This window comes from Soonwooa buanensis, from assembly GCF_900167905.1.
GTDB classification, from domain to species: Bacteria; Bacteroidota; Bacteroidia; order Flavobacteriales; family Weeksellaceae; genus Soonwooa; species Soonwooa buanensis.
In genome coordinates this window covers 75,478-98,146 of the sequence record NZ_FUYZ01000004.1, presented here as the reverse complement: position 1 = coordinate 98,146, position 22,669 = coordinate 75,478, and the positions used below count along the sequence as shown (strand labels likewise).

The window sequence follows — 22,669 nt, the reverse complement described above, 5'->3', positions numbered from 1 at the left end:
TTGGGTGACATTTTTTGTTTTGAAATACAGAAGAATATTATTCGATCTACTTAATTCTTTTAATAACACAAATTATTTGCTGAATTTCTTAGTAAGAACGCGATTGTTATTATCCGACTTCAAGACGTAAATTCCTTTTGGAAATGTACTGGCAGGGATTATTAATTCTGAAGAATTAACTTCTTTAGAAAAAATTAAAACACCAGACATGTTATAGATTTGAAGCTTGCCTAATCTTGATTGTGATTTAACCACAATATTCTCAACATCTGCAAAAATCATCAAATCTTGTCTTGACAAATCTGCACTTCCAAGGAATGTGCTAGGCTTGTAGACAATTTCGAAACGTGACTCATCATTACTAACAGCGGCGGATACTTGAAAGCTATAAGTTTCTTCGCTAATGTCTGTATAAGAATTGAGTAATTTGTCATGTAAATAAATCTTTTGCTCATTTTCGAAGATTCCAGTTTTCTTTATAACTCTGAAACGATGCTCACCAGCACTAAAATATCTAGCTCCTAACCTAATCTCATCGGTATCTATGAAAACTCCTTTGCGACTTTGGATAACTTGCTTGTACAGATTATCACTTAAAGAATATAATAAATCGCTTTGGTTAGGATTAAGAATTGTTGTATCATAGATATCATTATCGTTAGTTGCTAACTCGTTATATGCAATCGCAGCAGTAGTAAAAATAGCATCTGGTGTTTCTAAAGCCAACCAAAAACAATCTTTATTCGGGATTTCATTTTTAAAATATGGTGTACTTGCATTAGCAGTGGACAATCTTTGAGTGTTTTTAAAATTGAGAACATGATTACCACTTGTATTAGCGCGCACAACAAAACCTTGGCCAGGTCTAACAATGGCATCTGGAATTTTCGTTTGATCACCATTGGTAGCAGCGGTACCAGGCACTCCGACGCCAGCATCTAGATTATAAATTGCGTAATTCTGACCTTGATAACTACTACCCTGTTGCGAATAGGCGGTATTGTTGGTATTATCCCAAAAGCGAACAAGATTAGTAATATTTTTGATACCGGATGGGTCACTTGACACGTTATCATTATACAAACTATGTAAATCCAAATTCGATGGATAAGGATTACCTACAACATTAAAACGATTACCAGTAACACTTAAAGGAATCGATATATCGCCATTATTTGGTACTCCTGAAAATTTTGCCAACACATCATTGGTCGAAAGACCAACAGCGGAATAGCCTTTCCCTTGGGCAGATAGCGTCCCTTGCGCTACAGGTACAAAATAATCTGTAGTTGTATTATAAGCCATCACTTTACCAGCTGGAACCGAATTTGCGCTTCCATACAATGCGTACAAATCTTGATTGACCACTGGTGATGACCAAATATTGTATTGATTGGCTGGCACATGTGCTTTTCGCTGGACATTAATATTGCCACTATTAACTGCATCAAAATCTTGCATTAGCAAAGCATTATTCTCCAAGGTTAATGTCCCTCCTGAATTTTGAATACCTTTTTTAGCTACCAAAACATTAGAAGCGATATTATTTGCTGTTGCTGGAAGCACCATATCTCCACTTTCTAATGATAATACATTATTGACAATGCTTGTTCCTGTAGCGTTCTTTAGACCACTTCCCGATATTTTTAGATTCGCATAATTTGCCCCAGATGGAGTTGTTGTTGCCACTGCGTGTGTAATGGTTTGCGCGCCATTTCTAGAATATTCTACCGTACTATTATTATGCAAAACAATATTTTCTATATCGTTACTAATAGAAGTATTTGTCGCACCACTAAAACCGTCTTGATCACCAGTTTTGAACAAGCCGCCATCTTCAACAGTTAGCGTTTGAGTACCAATAGGGCCATCGATGGTTTGGGTATTAATCCCAAACTCTCCATTATTTTTAACTATAAAACTACCTTGATTGCGTAAGCTGATAGTTCCCGAAGTGCTCCATACGTTTTTGCCTGTCACTTCAATGTTGTAATAAATCTTAGGTCCACGAATTTTTTGTTCGCCTGCATTAGCATTATTAAATTCTATAACACCGCCTGTCAAATCATAAGTACCAGAGAGTCCTGGGTTGAAATCAGTTTTTTGTAAACGATATCGTCCTCCTATCATTTTGAGGGCTCCTAGATCTGTAGTAATAGGATTAACATCCGTAGCATCTGTAAAAGAACCCGTGCTGTTGTCAAGGACAATCCCTTTTCGGATTTCTAAGAATCCATTACTATTGATTCTTTTAAGTCCATTGGGTTGAAAAGTAAAAATATCTGAAAAAAGATCAACGATTACTTTTTTCGCAGATGCTGCACCAGGAAGTCCATTACCCGAACTTTGATTATCACGACCAATATACTTATAAGTAGCATCTCCAGAAAACACTCTTGTTGCTGCTGTCGCTCCAATCTGAATATTTCCGGTGTAAGCGTCTGCATTTGTAATCCCTTGTGGTGAAGTAATAATTAAAGTTCCGCCTGATTTTAATTCAAAACTTTGTGATATTTGATTTGATATTCTCGATATATTATTTGCCGTTAAACCATTTAGTCCAAAATCTAAAGAGCCACCATTTAAAACACTAACTTTGGTATTAGTCCCAACTTGCCATTCTTTAAGAAGTCGCACATTGGCATTGGCATTAATATTAAAAAAGAAGTTTTGTAAATCATTATTTGTGGTATTGGCGTTAGAAGAAATAGTTTGAACCGCATTGCTTGGGTTACCAACAAAATTGAAATTAACATTAACATTCCCCGCGTTTGTATTAACTAAATAGGAGATTACTGGACCTGAAGATTTCTTAAAATTACCGCCAAGATTAACCGTTGATGTATTGGGATCAGAAGTATTATTACTCATATTGAACAAACCTCCGGTAAGATCAAAATTACCTTTAATATTTAAAGTAGCAATTTTATTTCCTGCTTTCGCGAGAAGAATAAAACTTCCTGAATCTTTTTTGATGAAATTCCGATTAACTGTTAGCGATTTTGATCCATTGGCTGTTTGCATTTGGGTAACACCAGTACCACTAATAGTTAGGTCTCGTCCAACTATTATATCGCCACCATTCAGGGACATTTCATTAGTACCAGATGTATTATTTTCTACACTTAGATCATTGTGTGTAATTTGATAGTTGCCCGTGGGAAAAACTTGCTTCCAATTATGATTCGTTTTTATTGTTAAATTTCCGAATTTTGCAGAAACAGAATCATAAACATTGTTTGAAATATCTGTCGAATTAGTAAACAATAGATTATCATCCCATTTCGAAATTATAACATTTGAGTTTTCATGAAAAACTTCTACACCACCCCATAAATTTGGATTGGCTTCAGTAATAAGTAGATTCGCATTATTTTCGACCTCAAATAATGCAGTAGAATTGATACTTGTAATAGAAGCTGTGTTACTAAAACTAAGACTAGAACCAGATCGAACAATAAGTTGACTATTAGCGTTTAAAGTAATTTTTCCAGAAATGGTCAAATTACCAGAAATTATTTCCAAAGTTTTTCCAGAAGCAATTCCCAAACCAGTACCATTATCGCTAGAAAACACTCGAGCTGATGTATTAATATAGATATTATTATACAGTCTTCCTCCAGCGACATCTATAGAACTACCGCTTTCCAAAAAAATATTTTCTGGCGTCCAAGATGCTGTTTGTGGAGACACTGTTGCAGTCTGCCATCCACTGCTTCCGTAGACTTGCCAATTGTTGGGAGAGTTAAAAAAAATTGAAGCTATGGAATTGGGCACAGTTCTAAAATCGCCATTCTGAGGTGTAACTAATGTTTTATAATTGTTTTTATTAAAATTTTTAAAATCCCCAAAATACTGGTTAACCGAAAAATAATCAATGGATTTCTGAAAATTATTGGAAAATGATTTCTTCTTTAGATCGCTAAAAGAGTCTTGCTGAGCGTTTACAGCTTTGTCATTTTCTATTGATTTTAATTCTCTGAAAGCGCCTTGAATATTGAGCCAAGGCAATAGTATACACAAGGCTAACAAATAGGCAAATGCTCTATTGTTAATAGAAATAGTTTTCATCGTGTTGGTAGTTTTTAGTTTGATTAAACTTAATATATATTCAATCAACACGAAAATTAAAATTAAAAAAAAACTAAAAATACTTGTTTTCAGTGATAAATATTACACTTATTGTCAATTTAACACAATATTACGTTCAGCGATTTACTTTTAAGCTGTACTTGTCTTCGCTTCATTAATTTTTATAACTTTTGCGTGAGGGATCGACGTGGAAATCCTTTGGGTTGGCGCGAGGCGGCGGAGCGAAGCGGAGCCGTCCGAGCGTCAACCTCAAAGATTGAAACAAAGAGCCCGACCCGAGGATTTTGCGCAAAAGAAAACCTCATAGGTTTCAGAAACCTATGAGGTCAGCCTTGGCAAAAAATACGAGGGACACGCCCAAACAAAAATATGCGATAATGTCTTTAACAAAAAAAGCCGACTTCCTAGGAAGTCGGCTTGTATGAAGAAGTTCTAAAAATTATTCTTTAATAACTTTAGTTGTTTTTACTTCACCGTTAGAATACTTGATGTTTACGACATAAACACCTTTATTCAAATGTGATAAGTTAAGCTCTGCTGCTGGCTTAAGCTCTGCAACTGTTCTTCCAGAGATATCAGAAACGATTACAGAAGTCGCATCTTTAACATCAGAAATCTTTAACACATCTTTGAATGGGTTAGGATATACTGTTACATTTGACTTGTTGATATCATTAACAGCAAGATATTCATCTACCATTACATTGTAATCTTCTATTTGTCCATAATTTTGATCAGAACAAGGATCCACTAGCCCAACATTAGTTAGTAAAGAAGTTGATGCAGCTACAGTTGAATTACCTATGTATGATTTTTTAATTCTCATTCTAGTATTTCCTAATTTAGCTTCCATTGGTACTGCAATATTTCCTGTATTAGAAGTCGATTGTACTGTACTACCTGTCGCCGTTTGCTTCATCGTTACAAAACCGCCATTGGCTGCGCTAGTAAAATAAGTTTCATCTGCGCCAAAAGCACCATCTTGATTCCAATCTATAAATACAGTTACTGCATCTGTATATTGTCCTCCAACATTACCTTTTACAATAATTGGATAAGCGTTACCTCTTCTTACGCTAGCATATGTATCGCTAGACTTTAAAAAGAACTCATGACTATCAGATCCATCAAGAACATTGCTGCTTGCGTTGTTGATACCTGCAAAATCAACATTCGAGATAGGATCAACACTTTCATACGTGCTCAAAGGACCACAATATGGTAATGCTGAATTTTGTCCAGTCGTAAAATTAAATTCTGCACATACAGCCGTTTCCCCATTATCGTTAACGGATGTAACTCTATAGTAATACTTTGTATTCCCATCTAAAGGTCCTTGGAGACCTACACTAGTACCAGTTATAGGTGCATTATTAATTAGCTCTGACCCTCCTGGTGTCAATCCTAATGAAAACTTATAAGAAGCTGCACCAGTTGCAGGCTTCCATGTAAAAGTAGGTCTAACCAAAACATCGTCAGCACCATTCGCTGGACTTAATAAAGTAGTACATGCTGGAGGAAGCGGATTAACCTGCTTCACTACAAGATCATCAAAATAGATTGTTGAATTTGCAGATCCACTACGCGTGAAAGCCAACCCGAATCCATAATTAATAGTTGTATCTGTCAATGTTCCTTCTGGAATAACAGCTGTAATAGTTTTGCAATCGGCTGCACTTGATACAGTAACAGGACTACCTATGTATGTAATTGACCAAGTATTAGGGTTGCTAGGATCTGTAACATATGCATAAAACAATTGTGCAGTACCTGTTCCTGTCCCTGTAGTCTTCTTATATCCTGACGAAACTGTAATCTCCTTACCATTTGTATACTGTCCAATAGCTCCCATCTGCATCCCAACTGCAATCAACGAAGCAGATGTCGTAGCATTTTGAATTGAGGGCGCAGCCGTACAATATTGGGAATTACTTATTGCTGGAGAACCACCAAACAATAGTACACCAGCGGTTGTTTCCCAACCTTGCTTTAGATCAAACTGTGCACTCGCACCAATACCTAAGACTAAAAAGCCCGAAAGTAAAATTTTCTTCATAATTATTTAATTTAAATTGTGTTGACAAAAATATACTTTAAGACAACAAAAGCAAATATTAATTAATACAAATCATTAACAAATATTAAAAAATTTAATATAAATCAATGATACTCGCATTTTAACATTTATTAAAAAAAAATTAAATAATATAAAATCTATAACAAAAATATAAAACAGATAAATAATTCTTAATAAACATAAAATTACACAAAAAATATCTTACTCATTTTCAGAACTTATATCCCAAAACACACTTAAGAAGATTTCGTGGTTCAAAAAAACACCATCCAACCCGAATTTGCCCCTCTATCATCTATTTTTTCAACACACGCACACAACAAAACAATGATCAAATGCAATACATGACATTACAAATCGACAATGCATTTTTACCAAAATAAAGTCAATACATCTAACAGTTAAGAGACGGTCACAAGACGGTCAAACCCACATCAAAGTCTTTATAAATGAAGAAAATCCTAACAAACACATCGCCGAGACGATCAAAATAAAGAAAACAAATCTCGATTCTAAAACCAAAAAGACAAATATTAGCAAAAAAAAGCCGACTTCCCTGGAAGTCGGCTCATATTTAATAATCTAAGAAAAATTATTCTTTAATAACTTTAGTAGATTTTACGTCACCATTAGAATACTTAACGTTTACGATATAAACACCTTTATTCAAATGTGATAAGTTAAGCTCAGATGTTGGTTTCATCTCAGCAACCGTTCTTCCTGAAAGGTCAGAAACAATTACAGATGCTGCATCTTTAACATCAGAAATCTTTAACACATCTTTAAACGGATTAGGATAAACTGATAATTTCGGTTTGTTAATATCCGAAACAGCTAAAGTACCTGGCGCAAAAACCTCAACCGTGTAATCTTCAACCTGTCCATAAGTTGTGTTACCACATGGCGCTGGAGCTGTCGAACCAAAACTTAGACGAACTCTCATTCTTGTCGTACCTAGTTTCGCAGTTCCTGGAATCGAAATAGATCCTGCTGATACAGCCGCTGACGGCAATGTTGTCATCTCATCTGCTGTAAATTCGGAATCTTGATTATAGTCAACCCAAACAGCTACTTTATCCAAATCATCATAATTAGCAATATCTACAATTATTGGATACGCTTTACCTTGTTCCACTTTACCCGCTGGCGTCGTTGTAAAATCTTCATAACCTACACCACTAGAAGCAGGAGTCGTATTAGAAGCATTGTTGATACCTGCAAATTGAACTTTAGAAATTCTTTCGTAAGTTGCAGTCGTACTAGTTGCTGTTGCAGCACAATAAAGTTTTTTACCGGTTGTAAATGTAATTTCTGAACATCCTGTAGCATCGCCTAAACTGTTATAAGCTACTACTTTTGCAAAATACGAAGTATTAGGATCTAAGTTTAAAGAATGAGATACTCCCGTTGCAACAACACCATCTAAAACATCATAACTTTCAGACGCTTTACCAACATACACTTTGTATCCAGAAGCACCAACTGATGCTGACCAAGTTAAAGATGCTGGGTTAGGCGCTACATTAATTGCGTTGTTTAATGGCGCTGAAATCGTAGCACATGCCGGAACCGATGTTAAAGGCTCCACATTAATAGTATAATCCTCAACTTGTCCATTCAACATATCAGAACATGCAGTCGCTAAAGCACCATGTAAAGCTGTTGTTGAACTACTAAAGTTATACTTTATTCTCATACGTTTGTGACCATTCGTAACGCCAGCAGGCACAGCAATATTACCAGTCAGATTAACAGTTGCCCCAGTACCACCAACAAAATTAGCTGGCGTTGTGAAATACTGTTCACCCGCATCATTAAAATCACCATCATTATTCCAGTCTACCCAAACTGTCATACCAAATCTGTTAGCACCCAGACCAGTTCCTGTAACATTAAGAGGAAAACTTAAACCTGGAGAAGCCGGCATAATTGTACTTGTAAAATCCTCATAAGCTGGAGAACCTGGCGTAGCCGCTGATGTTTTGGTAACACCGTTAAAAGTTACAGAAGATATTGGATATGTATTTGCTGGATCAGTAGAAATGATTGGTCCACAATACGCAATTGTCGAATTAGTATTGAAACTCATCTCTTGACATCCTTCTGCATCACCGTTTAAGTTATAAGGCACAACTTTGGCGAAAAGATTTGCGTTAACTGGCAATGATGTATCTAGAGAAGTTCCTGCAACCACAGTATTTACAACATCAGAAGCTCCCGAAGTAGTCCCTATTGTCACTTTGTAACCAATTGCAGTTGGTGTATGAGGCCAAGCCAATTTAAGGTTACCTCCATTAACAGTAGAACCTGCTGCTGGAGCATTAATAGTTGTACAACCAGGCACCGTCGCCACAGATTCTTGTACAAAATTAATATCATCGACAAAAATATTACCCGTTCCGCTACTTTTTACAAACCAAACTCCGATACCAACTTCCTTACCTGGCGTCAATGCTCCAGAAGGAATTTCGCCAGATAATGGCATACAAGTCGTAATTGCAGACGTTGTAACATTCATCGTTGCTCCAAACGGCGTAACAGTCCACAGTCCGCTAACATCGTCTTTCACCATGTAAGCTAAACTAATTGTACCTGCTACTCCTGCTGCTTTTTTGTACATTGCAGTAACATTAGCTTTCTGGCCGTTATTAGTTTGCCCACTAATACCATTAAACTGAATCATAAAACCAGTACTTGTCGTTGTACTAGCTATAGCTAGTTGCCCTCCAAAGCCACCAGAGCAAGCTGCAGCTGCAGCTTGAGTACCGCCTCCAAATTGACCATAAATTGCACCTGAAAAATCATCTTCAAAGCCAGCATTGTAGCTAACCTGTGCAACAACTCCCATGCTTGCCATTGTCAAGCACGATAGTAAAATTTTCTTCATAAAAATATAAATTAAGTTATCGCCTCTAAAATATCATTTTAATAACAATAACCAAATATTTATTAATTGAAAAACACCAACACAACACAAAAAACCATCTCATAACAACCTAAAATAAAGATATTAACAATTTTATAAAAACAAAACAATAATATTAAATCTATATAAATAAAACATTATTAGTTAAAATATCTCAAAAATACAACATCCAAAGTGAAACAATCTGCTGGTTTTATGGTGTAATTTTTAAATTTTACCAAAAATTCAAGGCAAAAGCTAGACTTTTAAAAATTTCGAAAGTTTTTATACAAAACACCCATAAAAAACACCCATCCTAAAATCTGGATTAATGTTTGACTTTCTGCGCAGAATCCCGCGTGAGGGATCGACGTGGAAATCCTTTGGGTTGGAGCGAGGCGGCGAAGCGTAGCGGAGCCGTCCGAGCGACAAGCCCAAAGATTGCAACAAAGAGCCCGACCCGAGGATTTTGAGAAAAGAAAAGCCTCATAGGTTTCTAAGAACCTATGAGGTTTGGCCAAGGAAAAATACGAGGGGCACGCCCAAATATTTTTAACCGAGATTTATGTTTTAGTTGAGGAAAACTTCGTAATTGTTGACATCATGAATAATACTCAGTAACTCATCATTAATCTTGATCCGATGCTGCATAGACACCAATTCTATAACGCTATTATCTTCTGGATTTTTGACACAGAAGCTTAACTTTTGATCGCCATAATCGTGTCCCAAAAACGAGTTTTTGAAAAAGTCTATATCGGTCTGACGAAGACTATCGAGACTCACAACCACCGACATGCTTTTTGCAAACTTGTCAAAAGCTTCCTTCAACTCGATAACGTCATTAACATTAACGAAAACTCGACCGTCTTTAACTTGCGCAAATTTTATCTTTAAAATAACAAAACGTTGAACTTCTAATTTCTCTTTTAACTTCATATAATCGCGGTCGCCCAAACGGAAAGAATACGATCCGGTGTAATCTTCCAACGTGACAAACGCAACCTTCTCACCACTTCTAAAACCTTCCTGCACGCGATATTCGGTGATTAATCCTGCAACAGAATATTCTTTACCAGTATCTTTATCACGGTTGCGCCAATCTTTTTTGTCTTGTTCTGGCTTTGCTAGTTTTGGAAAAACATTGTCTTTAAAATAATCCAACTCATCAAGATTAAAGAAGTTAAAACTTCCTTTTGGTTCAGCATTTTTAGTTGAAGCTTCCACCAATTCGGATTCGCCATCGTGGTCTTCAACATCGATTTCAAAATCGATTTCCTCCACCTCATCTTTATCATCTTCTGCGGTCAACAAAGCTGGATTTTCTTGCGGAACATCGTCATTTTGACTTTCCAACACTGCTTTTTTCGACAACACACCTTGGATAAACTGAAACTGATATTTGAATTCGTCCAACGGATGCGCCGACAGATAGAATCCAATACTTTCTTTTTCCTTATTCAGCGTGTGCATATTTGGCCATTCTGCGCAAGGCAGAAGCTTTGGTTGTTCTATTTTAACCTCATCTGCAAAATCTGCAAATAAAGAGTTTTCCATTTCATTTTGACTTTCTTGGAAGCTTTGTCCATAACGCAATAACTTTTCAAGATTGGTTTTTCCGACTTGGTCAATATCAAAATATTGTCCACGATGGTAATTATCAACACCATCAAAAGCGCCAGCAATTACCAAACTTTCCGCCACTCTTTTGTTAACTTGCGATGCTGGTACACGCTCGAAAAAGTCATATATATTCTTGAATTTTCCTTCTTGTCGAGTTGCACAAATCGCTTCACTTGGACCTTCTCCAATTCCCTTAATCGCACCTAGACCAAAACGGATTTGACCTTTTTCGTTTACAGCAAATTTATACTGCGATTCGTTAACATCTGGCCCCAAAACATCAACACCCATCGCCTTACAATCTTCCATGAACATGGTGATTTGCTCGGTATTGTTAATGTTATTACTCATTACACTCGCCATATATTCAGCGGGATAATTGGCTTTTAGATAAGCCGTTTGATAGGCGATAAAGGCATAACAAGTGGAGTGTGATTTGTTAAAAGCATATTCGGCAAAGGCTTTCCAGTCATTCCAAATTTTCTCCAAAGGTCCTTCATCAAGATTGTTTTTACGTCCACCTTCGATAAATTTTGGATACATCTTGTTAAGAACATCGATTTGCTTTTTACCCATCGCCTTTCTCAAAGTATCGGCTTCACCTTTGGTAAAATTCGCCAACTTCTGTGACAGCAACATTACCTGCTCTTGGTAAACGGTAATTCCGTAAGTTTCCTTTAAATATTCTTCGGTTTCGGGCAAATCATAAACAATCTCCTCGATACCATGCTTACGGTTAATAAAGTTTGGGATATATTTAATAGGACCTGGACGATACAAGGCGTTCATTGCGATAAGATCAGCAAAAACCGTAGGCTTCAGCTCACGCATATATTTTTGCATCCCTGGACTTTCATATTGGAAAATCCCAATCGTACGACCCTCTTTAAATAGTTGATAAGTTTTGGCATCATCCAACGGAATCAAATCTGGATCGATATCGATATCATAACGTTGTTTCACCAACTTAAGGGCATCTTTAATAATCGTCAAGGTACGAAGTCCCAAGAAGTCCATCTTCAAAAGTCCTGCACTTTCCGCCACCGAGTTATCAAACTGAGATACTAAAATATCAGCATCTTTTGCCGCAATGGTCACTGGCACAAGGTTACTAACATCTTCAGGTGTAATAATTACCCCACAAGCGTGAATCCCCGTGTTACGAACGCAACCTTCCATCTTTTTAGCACTCGCCAAAACTTGGTAACGATCATCATTAGGATCATCCAAAACCATTTTCATCTCGTCCACCAAAAGCTGTTCTTCTGGTTTCAGTTTATCATATTTTGAAAGGGCCTTTGCAATATTCATTCCTGGTGTTGACGGAATTAATTTCGCAATATTATTGGTATCAGGTATTGGTAAATCTAAGACTCTTCCAGCATCTTTAATCGCAGACTTCCCTCCCAAAATTGAGTAAGTAATAATCTGTGCAACCTGCGTTTTACCATATTTTTCAACAACCCATTTGATAATTTTATCTCGACCTTCATCATCAAAGTCAATATCAATATCGGGCATTGAAACCCTTTCTGGATTTAGGAAACGCTCAAAAAGTAAATCATATTTAATAGGATCAACATTCGTAATTCCGATGCAATAAGCTACAGCAGAACCCGCCGCCGAACCACGACCAGGACCAACCCAAACGCCCATATTTCGAGCTTCGTTACAGAAATCTTGTACAATCAAAAAGTAACCTGGATAACCCGTATTCGCAATAACATCCAATTCAAAATCAAGACGTTCTTTAATTTCGTCGGTGATACCTGTTTCGACATAACGTTTTTTAGCCCCTTCATAAGTTAAATGCGTTAGATATGCCATCTCGCCACGCTTGCCGCCATCAACATCGTCTTCAGCATGGATAAATTGCTCAGGAATATCAAACTTAGGAAGTAAAACATCACGCTTCAATCGATAAGGCCTGAACTTAGCTAAAAAATCTTCGTAAGCTTCAAAAGCATCTGGATAAGCCATAAATGCCTTCTTAACATCGTCACTATTTTTGATATAATATTCTTGTGTGCTAAGACCTTTTCTTTTTCCAAAACCTTTACCAACAGGCGTTGACAACTTTTCGCCATCTTTGATGCACATCAAAATATCTTGGATATTTGCGTCTTCTTTGTTGGTGTAATAAGTTTCGTTTTGGGCTAAAATTTTAACCTCATATTTTTCTGCTAATTGTAAAAGGACTTCGTTAAGGTGCTCTTCTTCTGGCAATTCATGGTTCTGAAGCTGCACATAAAAATCATCTCCAAATTCGTCTTTCCACCATTTGAAAAGCTCCTCCCCTTTTTGCTCACCAATGTTAAGAATCGCATCAGGAATATCTCCATTAATTCCTGAAGTTAATGCGATAACACCTTCTTTGTATTGCGCAATCAACTCGCGACTAATTCTTGGAACGCCAAAATAAAAACCTTTTACAAAACCAATACTCGATAGTTTTGCTAAATTTTTATAACCTTCAAAATCCTTTGCTAGAAGCACAACTTGTGTTCTTTTATCAGGATCATCTTTAGTAAATTGTTTTTGCTCATAACGGTCTGAGATAAAAAACTCACAACCCAAAACTGGCATTAATGGTTCTTTCGGAGGTTCGGCGTCGTTAAATTCTTCGCCCTTTTCTTCCGCCTCTTGTTTCTTTTCAAGATAAGATTTGTAAGCTTTTTCGCGAGCGCCGTTAACATCTTCCATCGCCGAAACGAATTTGAATGCGCCCATCATATTCCCGATATCGACCATACCAACGGCTGGAAAATCGTTATCCAGCGCTTTTTTAATCAAATCATTAATACTTGACGACGCTTGCAATGTCGAATAAACACTGTGGTTATCAAAATGGAAATACTTGCCAAGGTCAATCTCGTCAAGACTTCCAAAATCTTTTTTCTTGTTTTTATTGTTAAATCCAGCAACCTGACGACGAATAACAATGTCGAAAGGCGCAATTGGATTAGGATGTAATTCTTGATAAAGACGAAGTTGATCTTCAGAAATCTTAAGTAAATCCGCAGGAATAATGCCGATTCTCATCATTTCGAAAAAAACTTGCGCCGTCGCATTAACGTCCGCCGCCGCATTGTGCGCTTCATCGAAACTTGTACCATATAATTTCTCATACAACTCACCCAATTTTGGTGATTTGTAACGACCGTTTCGTCCACCGCCTAACTTACAAAAATCGGTTCCCAAATGCATCGTATCAGCCTTTGGAAGCGCCTGCAATTTGTCCTCGATTTCTTTACGGTAAAACTCAGCACCAACAATATTGTAATCGAATTCCACATTATGTCCGGCACCAACTTTTGACCTTTCCAAAACCGCTTTGAATTCTTCTAAAACTTCCTTCAAATCTCGACCTTCTTCTTGCGCCATTTTGGTAGAAATCCCGTGAATTCTTGTCGCATTAAACGGAATATCATAGCCTTCCGGCTTAATAATATAGTCTTGATTTTCAATAAGATTACCTTCTTCATCATGCAACTGCCAAGCAATCTGCACCATACGCGGCCAGTTGTCCGAGTCTGATAAAGGGGCATTAAAATTCTTTGGTAAACCTGTGGTTTCGGTATCGAAAACTAAGTACATTAATTTGAAATTTTTGCGCTAATTGAGTGTAAAGTTAAGACATAATTTGTCAGAAAAAAAGTAGCAAAAATTTGATTTTATAAAAAAAATATAAAAGTGTTAATCATGGTTAAATATCACTTAAGTTTTAGTTTTAAATTTAATTTTAACAAAAAATATTGCGTGAAAAAAATTCTACTTTTTTGTTTATTACTAAGTTTTATAATTCACAAAGCACAAAACATTTTCGGAACTATTAAACTCAATAATTATCCAGTTGCTGGTGCTTTAATCATCAATCTGTCGAACGAGCGACGCACAACATCGACTGCAGTTGGTTTTTACAGTATAAATGCTAAAATTGGTGATAAAATAAGAATTGTTCGTGAAGGTTATGAAAATATAAATTTCTCAGTTCAAGAGCTTAATACATCTTATGATTTTAATCTCAACCCAATACCAAAAGAAATTGAAGAAGTCGTGGTTACTGCTACGCCAACTGGCGATTTAACCAAAGACAGCGAAGCTTTTGGACGTAGTTTAAAAGATAGACGTGTGAATGATGGTATCCGAAAAACTATGAAACTTAGATCCGAATTCTATGTTCAAAGCTTAAGAAAACCTGGCGATTTTGTACAACCAGTTGGAAAAGGAATTCCTGTTATGCAGGAAATAGACAACAAATGGGCGCTTCCCGATTGTGTCGAATGGCTACACAGCGAACTGACCGACGAATACTTTGCAGAATTCGGTCTCGAAAGTCAAGACGTTAACAGGTTTTTATCATTTTCATTAATGACTATGGACAAAAAAACTTACGCTGAAATCCTAAAATACGGTTATATAAGTCCTTTTAACATGGGACAAATAAAGCAAATTTTCGAAAAAACAATTTTAACTTTTAAGAAAAATCCAACGCAAAAAAAGCCTTAGACGCCGCTAATACTAAGCGAATCTTGTCTTTTCTTTTCAGCTTTTTCTATTAAAACCTGAGCCGCAACCTGATCGCGATTATCTTGCTCTTTAAGAATTTTGTCAAGTTCTGGCTGGATAACTTTAGTAATAGCATCTACCGACATGTCATTAGCCTTTGGATCGTCTATCAAGTTATACCAAGGCTTTCTACCGCCCCATTTGTAATCGCCATATACATAGACTGGCGTCCCATTAGCACGAACTGTTGCACCACCTTTGTTGAGAATCCACGTATCCGCAAAGCCGTACATCCATTTGGCATCTTCCTCCAACATCCTAAGACAAGAGTGCGACGCTGGATAACCTGGCATTTCGTATTGATGCCAACCAATACCTTGGAAGTTGCTGATGTTAAAATTCCATCTTAGTTTCCACTCATCGCTAACTGTTGAAATCGAAACTTCTTTTTTCCAATTTGCAAAATGTAAACCTCTATCTGTTTGCGACGCTTTTTTACCCATCGATGTTGGTCCCCATTTAACAAGGTTTCCGTATTCGTAAACGCCAAAAGCTTGGATAGGATATGAGAAAAACACGAATTTTTTAACATCCTTTAAGACAGGAACATTTCCTGGAAAAGGCGAATATTTTAGAAAGTCTTTTTCGACAACACTAGGCACAACTAAGGTATCAGGACGCATCATATTTTTACGATCGAGTCTATTAATTGCTAAAATCGTATAAAGTTCATCCGCAGAATATTTCTTTTTAAACTCTTTAACCAAAGAATCGTTTTTCTTCATGGCTAAAGCAGTGTAATGAAAATCTTTGTTCGGAATAACAGTTTTAGGAATTTCTTTTTTAACCTCAACTGGCTTTCCATCGATAACAGTATCGACTTTTACGACCTGTTTGTTAGGGTCGGTTGTAGTTGCTGTCGGCGTATTCGAAGAATTATCTGTCGGGACTTGGTCTTTTTTACATTGAATCAATACAAAAATTGGCATTAAAAGCCATAACTTTCCATTAAAACTGAATTTCATAACGTGTTTTTTAACGCTTTTTTAACTTTCAAAAACTAGACCAAATTTTCTAAAAACTACTTTGTATTAAGGATTTGTAATATGTTCTATAATTTTTTTAGCATGAATTCTCGAATTCTCTATAAACCACAAATGTGTATTGCGACCACCACAAACAACGCCTGCCAAATAAAGCCCTTTTACATTGGTTTCCATCGTTTCGGGATTATGAAGTGGAACTTCAGCTTCGCCTTCTAAAATAATTCCAGCATTTTTTAAAAATTGAAAATCTGGTAAATAACCCGTCAATGCTAAAACAAAATCATTTTCGATTTGATGGATTTCACTTTTAGTTTTAAACAAAACATCAGAAGTTGTGATTTCTGTAATTTCGGAATTAAAATAAGCTTTGATACTTCCTTCGGCAATTCGGTTTTCAATGTCAGGTTTCACCCAATATTTAACACGATTTCCAATTTCGGAACCACGGATAATCATTGTCACATCGCCACCTTTTCTATAAATTTCTAAAGCCGCATCCACCGAAGAATTACTTGACCCAACCACGACAACTTTTTGTTGCGCATACGGATAAGGCTCGGTGTAATAATGATGGACTTTCGGGAGATTTTCACCTTCAACATTCATCAAATTCGGAATATCATAAAATCCGGTTGCTATAATCACTTGTTTGGCTATATAACCCGTTTTCGAAGTGGTCACCGAAAATTCATTTCCATTTTTCTGAATCATCAAAACTTCCTCATACAAACGAATATTGAGTTGGCGTTGGCGCGTGATGCCTTGATAATATTCCAAAGCATCTTGGCGGCCAGGTTTGGGAGCGGTTGTTATAAACGGAATTTTGTCAATCTCCAAACGTTCTGCCGTGGAGAAAAACCGCATGTACAAAGGATAATTGTAAAGACTATTTGCAATCGTTCCTTTTTCTAAAATAACATAAGAAAGTTGGTGTTTTTCCGCTTCTATCGCACACGCAATACCAATCGGACCTCCACCAACTATGATTAAATCTAACATTTTTAGACTTTAGTTTAAAAAATTTAAAGAATCTCGTCACTTTCTTCCCAATCGAATCGTTTCACTTGGAGACGTTGCATTAGGTTTCTGTTTTCGGTTTGTAAATGTCGAACTTTTCTCAGCATATCATTGATAATTTCTATGCCTTGCAAGTTGACTTCTAAGTCGTAATGCCAATTCATAAATTTTTCAAAATCCGACAACTCGTCATGGATAATGTATCGAATGCTATTTTCGGTCTGCGGATGCAACAACTCAGAGTCGATAAGCGCATTCACAAAACTGTAATCAACTTTATATATTCTAATGATTTCTTCTATGGATATTCTTTCGTTCATCTTAGCTGTTTTTTAATTGTTCTACCAATTCTTTTTGTTTGTCATTAAGTTCTTTCGGGAAGTCAACTTTATAAGTCACAAACAAATCGCCGAATTGTCCTTCTTTTTTGTAAACAGGAAATCCTTTTCCTTTCAAACGAACTCTCGTATTGGGTTGTGTCACAGATTTCACCTTAAGTTTAACCTGACTATTAAGCGTCGGGATCATAACTTCTCCGCCCAAAAGCGCCGTGTACAAATCGATGGTAATTTCCGTTTCCAGATCATCGCCATTTCTTTTGAATACAGAATCTTCAGCAATATTAAACGTGATAAACAAATCACCATTTGGACCACCATTCATTCCGGCATTTCCATGACCTTTTAACTTAATTTGTTGGCCATCGTAAACACCAGCAGGAATTGTAATTCTTACTTTTTTGCCATTAATTTCAAAAGTCTGTTGATGCGTTTCCGAAGCTTGTTTTAAAGTCAAACTAAGCTCTGCTGAAACATCTTGTCCTTTGAATTTTCCCGAAGAACTTCCTCGACTGCTGCGACCAAAACCGCCGCCAGAACCGCCGAACATCGATTGAAAGAAATCTGAAAAATCTTCACCTTCGCCAAAATCAGCACCAGAGAATCCACCACCGCCACCGTAATTTTGAGAATATTGTCTTTGTTGCTGTTGCGCTTTTTCGTACTCTTCACCATGTTTCCAATTTTCTCCGTATTTATCGTACTTAGCACGATTTTCGGCATTGGATAAAACTTCGTTAGCTTCATTCAATTCTTTGAACTTTTTTTCAGCTTCCTTGTCGTTAGGATTAAGGTCTGGATGGAGTTTTCGAGCGAGTTTTCGATAAGCTTTTTTAATGTCATCTTGGCTAGCTTTTTTGTCTACACCAAGTATTTTATAGTAATCTATATAGGCCATATTGTTCTATGATTTTCTTAGATTTTAATCGCTATTGAAGTGCAATAATTGTTCCTTACAAAGCTTTTTCGATTATAAATTTAGTTAGCATAGCTCAATTTTCAAAAACATATTTAACTTTACTTTTACAAAAATTTTGACAATGCCATTTTTTCAATCCACTTTTTGGAATAGCTATTCTAACATTATTCTTTTGTTAATCGGCATTAGCGTCGGTAGTTGTATTGGTATTTTCTTTCCACAGACTATACATTTCCTAAAGCCTGTTGGTGATATTTTTCTCAACCTATTATTTGTGACAGTTATTCCGTTGGTGTTTTTTGCCATTGTGACTGCCGTATCATCCATCGAACAAGAAAGTAAACTTGGGAAAATCTTATTCGCAATGATGTTTACTTTTTTAACATTCGTGCTAATTGCTGCGGTTTTTAGCTTGGTTGCAGTTTATCTTTTCCCGACAGAAAGACCAACTGGAACTACGGCTGCAAAAGTGGTTGAAAACATTACAGACACCGAATCTTGGGGCGACAGAATTGTACGCTTCTTCACAGTTGGCGAGTTTTATATGTTATTGTCTCGCCAAAATATGTTGGCGCTTTTAATATTTTCATTTTTATTAGGAATATCGATTCGAAAAAGTGATCCAAGCAAGGTTAAAACTTTTAAAAGCTTTATTGAAGGTGGCAACGAAATCATGAAAAACCTTCTACTCTTGGTTATGAAAGCCGCACCAATTGGACTTGGCGCTTACATCGCTTATCAAGTTGGAACTTTAGGTCCGCAATTGGTTGGCTTTTATGCTAAACCTTTGGCTGTCTATTACGGTGCTGGTATCGTTTATTTCTTTGTATTTTTTAGTCTTTATGCTTTTATTGGTCGTGGTCCGCAAGGCGTTAAACTTTTTTGGAAAAACAACATTCTCCCTAGTTTCACTGCAATAAGCACTTGTAGTAGTCTTGCAACGATGCCTGTTAATCTAGACGCAGCAAGAAAAATCGGAATACCAGCTTCCGTTGCGAACGTAGTAATCCCGATTGGGACAACGATTCATAAAAATGGTTCGTCGATATCTTCGATTGTGAAAATATATGTTGCGTTTTTACTTTTAGGCTGGGACTTTTTCACGTTTAATAATATCATCATTGCACTCGGCATCACGGTTTTCGTGAGTGTTGTTGCAGGTGGAATCCCCAATGGCGGTTACATTGGCGAAATGTTAATGATTTCTGCTTATCAGTTACCACAAGAAGCCATCCCAGCGGTCATGATTATCGGCACTTTGGTAGATCCGCTGGCGACAGTTCTTAACTCCACTGGCGATACTGTTGCAGCAATGGTAACTGCTAGACTTATTGGCGAAAAGTATAATCCTCCAATATCGTAAATTATGTTGATTGATGCTTCCAAAATAGATTTAAAAGAAAACATTCCGCTAACCTATCAGGAAAAAGAAGAATGTATGCATCAGGTAAAAAGCCTTAGAAAAGTTGCACCATTTGTTTCTGCATTTGCGGTTGGCACAATAATAATCATGAGATTGTGGGCGAGCGATTGGCGAATTTCTAATTATGAAACTAGTGATAACATTTTATTCTTTAGTGCAATGTTGCTAAGTTTCTTCGCATTGATAGGTATATTCTACCTCTACTCTATTTTTTGGAAAAATAAATTTTTGAAAGATTTTAAAATCGGGAAGCAAATTCTAATTAGCTATATCATTGACAAAGACAGTACCGAAAACGAAACGATGCTAACTTTTGCTTTACCAAACAATAATAAAATTAGATTATCAGCAAGCATAAAGGATTATTCTCACTTTAAGAAAGGCGATTATGTACAAGTATCATTTTTGACACATGACAAATCCATCATAAAAATTTTTAGGTTAAACGAAAACTCTTAAAACAAGAGAAAGAAGTATAAAAAACTAAAAATTTGCTTTTAATTCAAATATTAAATTATCCTCGTTACCGTCGTCTTTTCTGGTTTCGTTTAATTCAAAATTAAATCGCTCTAGCAAAGCAATAGATGACTTATTTTTAAAACTTGTGAAAGCTTCAATCTGATTTAATTTTAAAACATTAAAAGCATAATCAATCACCGCTTTCATCGCTTCGGACATCAAACCTTTGCCATGTAATTCGTGTCTAAGATCATAGCCAACTTCTGCCGTTTTTCTATCTTCCGAAAACTGCCAAAGACAAATCGAACCTAACAATTCGCCACCGTCTTCATAACGCAAAGCCCAAGTTATCGATTGATCATTTTGGAATTGTTCAAAGTTCATATTAATAAAGTCAACAGCTTGCGAAATGTCGGTATAAGGCGCTCTTTTGATATATTGCATCACTTCATGGCTCGAACGCTGCACAAAAACAACGGGCGCGTCATCTAAAGTGTAGGGCGACATAGTTAATCGATCAGTTTTTAAAACAGGAAAAATTTTCATATTCAAGAAAAATATTCGTTAAAAATACAAATTCATTTAAAATAAAAAGCATTCGTTACAAACTTTGTAAGCTCACTTTATATCCTTAACTTGAAAGCTTAAATGTATAAAAGAAAAGTGTATGAAACTTAACATGAAAATGACACTTGCGGCTCTGCTTCTTTCTTCACAAGTTGTAGTAGCACAGCAAAGTAATGCAACCGAAAAACTTGATCCAATTGTCCAAAGTATCGTTAACGAAACCAACAATAATTCGCAATTAGAAAACCTTGCTTTTGAGTTACTTGACGTTATTGGACCACGATTGGTCGGTACGCCAGAAATGGAACAAGCTAATGATTGGACGATCGACAAATTCAAATCTTGGGGCATCGATGCTAAAAAACAACAATTCGGAGAATGGGCATCTTGGCAACGTGGCATCACGCAAGTCGAAATGACGTCTCCTCGTGTAAAAAGCCTAGAATCTATGCAACTGGCTTGGTCACCTGCGACTAAAAAAGCTATCGAAGCAGAAGTAGTCGTTCTTCCGAATGTTAATAATCCTGCCGAATTCACCAATTGGTTAAAAAGCATTAAAGGTAAAATCGTGTTAATGTCGCAATACCAACGTACAGGTCGACCAGATTATCAGGTTAAAGAATTTGCACTTCCCGAAAATTACGAAGCTTATAAAAAACAAAAAGAAGAAGATACTGAAGCTTTCAAAACTTTAGTAAAAAATACAGGTTATGATAACACAACGCTTCCCGAAGCTTTAGAAAAGGCTGGCGCAGCTGGTATTGCTATTTCTAACTGGACTGGCATTATGGGTGCTAACAGAATTTTTGGAGCTAAAACCAAAAACATCCCGATGATCGACATCGCTTTAGAAGATTATGGCATGCTTTACAGATTGGCTAAAAATGGGAAAGCTCCAAAAGTGAAAATCAATACACAATCTAAATCTCTTGGGACCGCGAAATCATTTAACACCATTGCAACAATTCCTGGAAAAGAAAAACCAAATGAGTATGTGATTCTTTCAGCCCATCTAGATTCTTGGGACGGCGCACAAGGTGCAACAGATAACGGAACAGGAACTATTACAATGATGGAAGCCGCTCGTATCCTCAAAAAATATTATCCAAACAATAAAAGAACCATCATTATTGGACTTTGGGGAAGTGAAGAGCAAGGCCTTAATGGTTCTCGTGGTTTCGTGTATGATAATCCCGAAATCATCAAAAATACACAAGCAGCTTTCAACCAAGATAACGGAACTGGTCGTGTTGTAAGCATCCAAGGTCAAGGCTTTGTAGATTCTTACGATTACCTGACAAGATGGATGGCAGCACTTCCGAAAAAGGTTTCAAAAAACATTGAAACGTCTTTCCCTGGAATGCCTGGCGGTGGTGGATCCGATCATGCTTCTTTTGTAGCTGCAGGAATACCTGGTATTTCTTTAAGTTCAAATAGCTGGGGTTATGGTGGTTACACTTGGCACACCAACAGAGACACTTATGACAAAATTATGTTTGACGAAGTTAGAAACAATGTTATCGCCGCAGCAGTAATGGCGTACATGGCTTCGGAAGATCCCGAATTGGTAAGCCGCAAAAAACGTGTTCTTCCTGACGGACAAAAATGGCCAGAGGTGAAAGAACCAAAACGTAAAGGAACTAACTAAACAATACACAATGCAAATCTTCGGGTTTGCATTGTTTGTTTCTAAA

General features: G+C 36.7%; 13 protein-coding genes. 4 read left to right on the top strand and 9 right to left on the bottom strand.

Annotated features, from left to right (window positions below; genetic code table 11):
* Nucleotides 1-72: 72 nt before the first annotated feature.
* The 4 genes from B5X62_RS07490 to dnaE all read right to left on the bottom strand — a co-directional run bounded on the left by B5X62_RS07490 (nucleotide 73) and on the right by dnaE (nucleotide 14,294).
* Complete coding sequence (locus tag B5X62_RS07490; RefSeq protein ID WP_144038329.1) at nucleotides 73-4,071, bottom strand: T9SS type A sorting domain-containing protein; 3,999 nt, start codon at nucleotides 4,069-4,071, stop codon at nucleotides 73-75.
* 460 nt (nucleotides 4,072-4,531) lie between these two features.
* Nucleotides 4,532-6,148, bottom strand: coding sequence for a GEVED domain-containing protein (locus B5X62_RS07485; protein ID WP_079666800.1), 1,617 nt, complete (start codon nucleotides 6,146-6,148; stop codon nucleotides 4,532-4,534).
* A gap of 613 nt (nucleotides 6,149-6,761) precedes the next feature.
* Nucleotides 6,762-9,056, bottom strand: coding sequence for a GEVED domain-containing protein (locus B5X62_RS07480; RefSeq protein WP_079666799.1), 2,295 nt, complete (start codon nucleotides 9,054-9,056; stop codon nucleotides 6,762-6,764).
* A 588-nt stretch (nucleotides 9,057-9,644) separates the two neighbouring features.
* On the bottom strand, nucleotides 9,645-14,294 hold the full coding sequence (gene dnaE / locus B5X62_RS07475; protein ID WP_079666798.1) for a DNA polymerase III subunit alpha: 4,650 nt from the start codon (nucleotides 14,292-14,294) through the stop codon (nucleotides 9,645-9,647).
* A gap of 162 nt (nucleotides 14,295-14,456) precedes the next feature.
* Between dnaE and B5X62_RS07470 the strand changes: the two genes are divergently transcribed.
* Nucleotides 14,457-15,206: a peptidase associated/transthyretin-like domain-containing protein gene (locus tag B5X62_RS07470; RefSeq protein WP_144038328.1), complete on the top strand. Its 750-nt coding sequence runs from the start codon at nucleotides 14,457-14,459 to the stop codon at nucleotides 15,204-15,206.
* Here B5X62_RS07470 and B5X62_RS07465 read toward each other — a convergent pair.
* From B5X62_RS07465 to B5X62_RS07450, 4 genes are all read right to left on the bottom strand, one after another.
* The gene (locus B5X62_RS07465) at nucleotides 15,203-16,231 is read right to left on the bottom strand and encodes a L,D-transpeptidase (RefSeq protein WP_079666796.1); all 1,029 of its coding nucleotides are present in this window, start codon (nucleotides 16,229-16,231) and stop codon (nucleotides 15,203-15,205) included. The two genes, B5X62_RS07470 and B5X62_RS07465, sit on opposite strands and share 4 nt — an antisense overlap.
* A 66-nt stretch (nucleotides 16,232-16,297) precedes the next feature.
* Nucleotides 16,298-17,251 (bottom strand): YpdA family putative bacillithiol disulfide reductase, encoded by a 954-nt coding sequence (locus B5X62_RS07460; protein ID WP_079666795.1) that lies wholly within the window; start codon nucleotides 17,249-17,251, stop codon nucleotides 16,298-16,300.
* A gap of 23 nt (nucleotides 17,252-17,274) precedes the next feature.
* Nucleotides 17,275-17,589, bottom strand: coding sequence for a chaperone modulator CbpM (locus B5X62_RS07455; protein ID WP_079666794.1), 315 nt, complete (start codon nucleotides 17,587-17,589; stop codon nucleotides 17,275-17,277).
* A gap of 1 nt (nucleotide 17,590) precedes the next feature.
* A complete protein-coding gene (locus B5X62_RS07450) occupies nucleotides 17,591-18,505 on the bottom strand; it encodes a DnaJ C-terminal domain-containing protein (RefSeq protein ID WP_079666793.1) in 915 nt (304 codons plus the stop codon).
* Between the two features lie 142 nt (nucleotides 18,506-18,647).
* Here B5X62_RS07450 and B5X62_RS07445 point away from each other — a divergent pair, with 142 nt between their 5' ends.
* Nucleotides 18,648-19,889: a dicarboxylate/amino acid:cation symporter gene (locus B5X62_RS07445; RefSeq protein ID WP_079666792.1), complete on the top strand. Its 1,242-nt coding sequence runs from the start codon at nucleotides 18,648-18,650 to the stop codon at nucleotides 19,887-19,889.
* 3 nt (nucleotides 19,890-19,892) lie between these two features.
* Nucleotides 19,893-20,408 carry a hypothetical protein gene (locus tag B5X62_RS07440; protein WP_079666791.1) on the top strand — a complete coding sequence of 172 codons (516 nt, stop codon included), beginning with the start codon at nucleotides 19,893-19,895 and terminating at the stop codon, nucleotides 20,406-20,408.
* A 24-nt stretch (nucleotides 20,409-20,432) separates the two neighbouring features.
* On the opposite strand, the gene B5X62_RS07435 is transcribed toward B5X62_RS07440, so the two are convergent.
* Nucleotides 20,433-20,954, bottom strand: a complete 522-nt coding sequence (locus B5X62_RS07435) for a GNAT family N-acetyltransferase (protein WP_245797170.1) — start codon at nucleotides 20,952-20,954, stop codon at nucleotides 20,433-20,435.
* 121 nt (nucleotides 20,955-21,075) lie between these two features.
* Between B5X62_RS07435 and B5X62_RS07430 the strand changes: the two genes are divergently transcribed.
* Nucleotides 21,076-22,623 (top strand): M28 family peptidase, encoded by a 1,548-nt coding sequence (locus B5X62_RS07430; RefSeq protein WP_079666790.1) that lies wholly within the window; start codon nucleotides 21,076-21,078, stop codon nucleotides 22,621-22,623.
* Nucleotides 22,624-22,669: the final 46 nt, after the last annotated feature.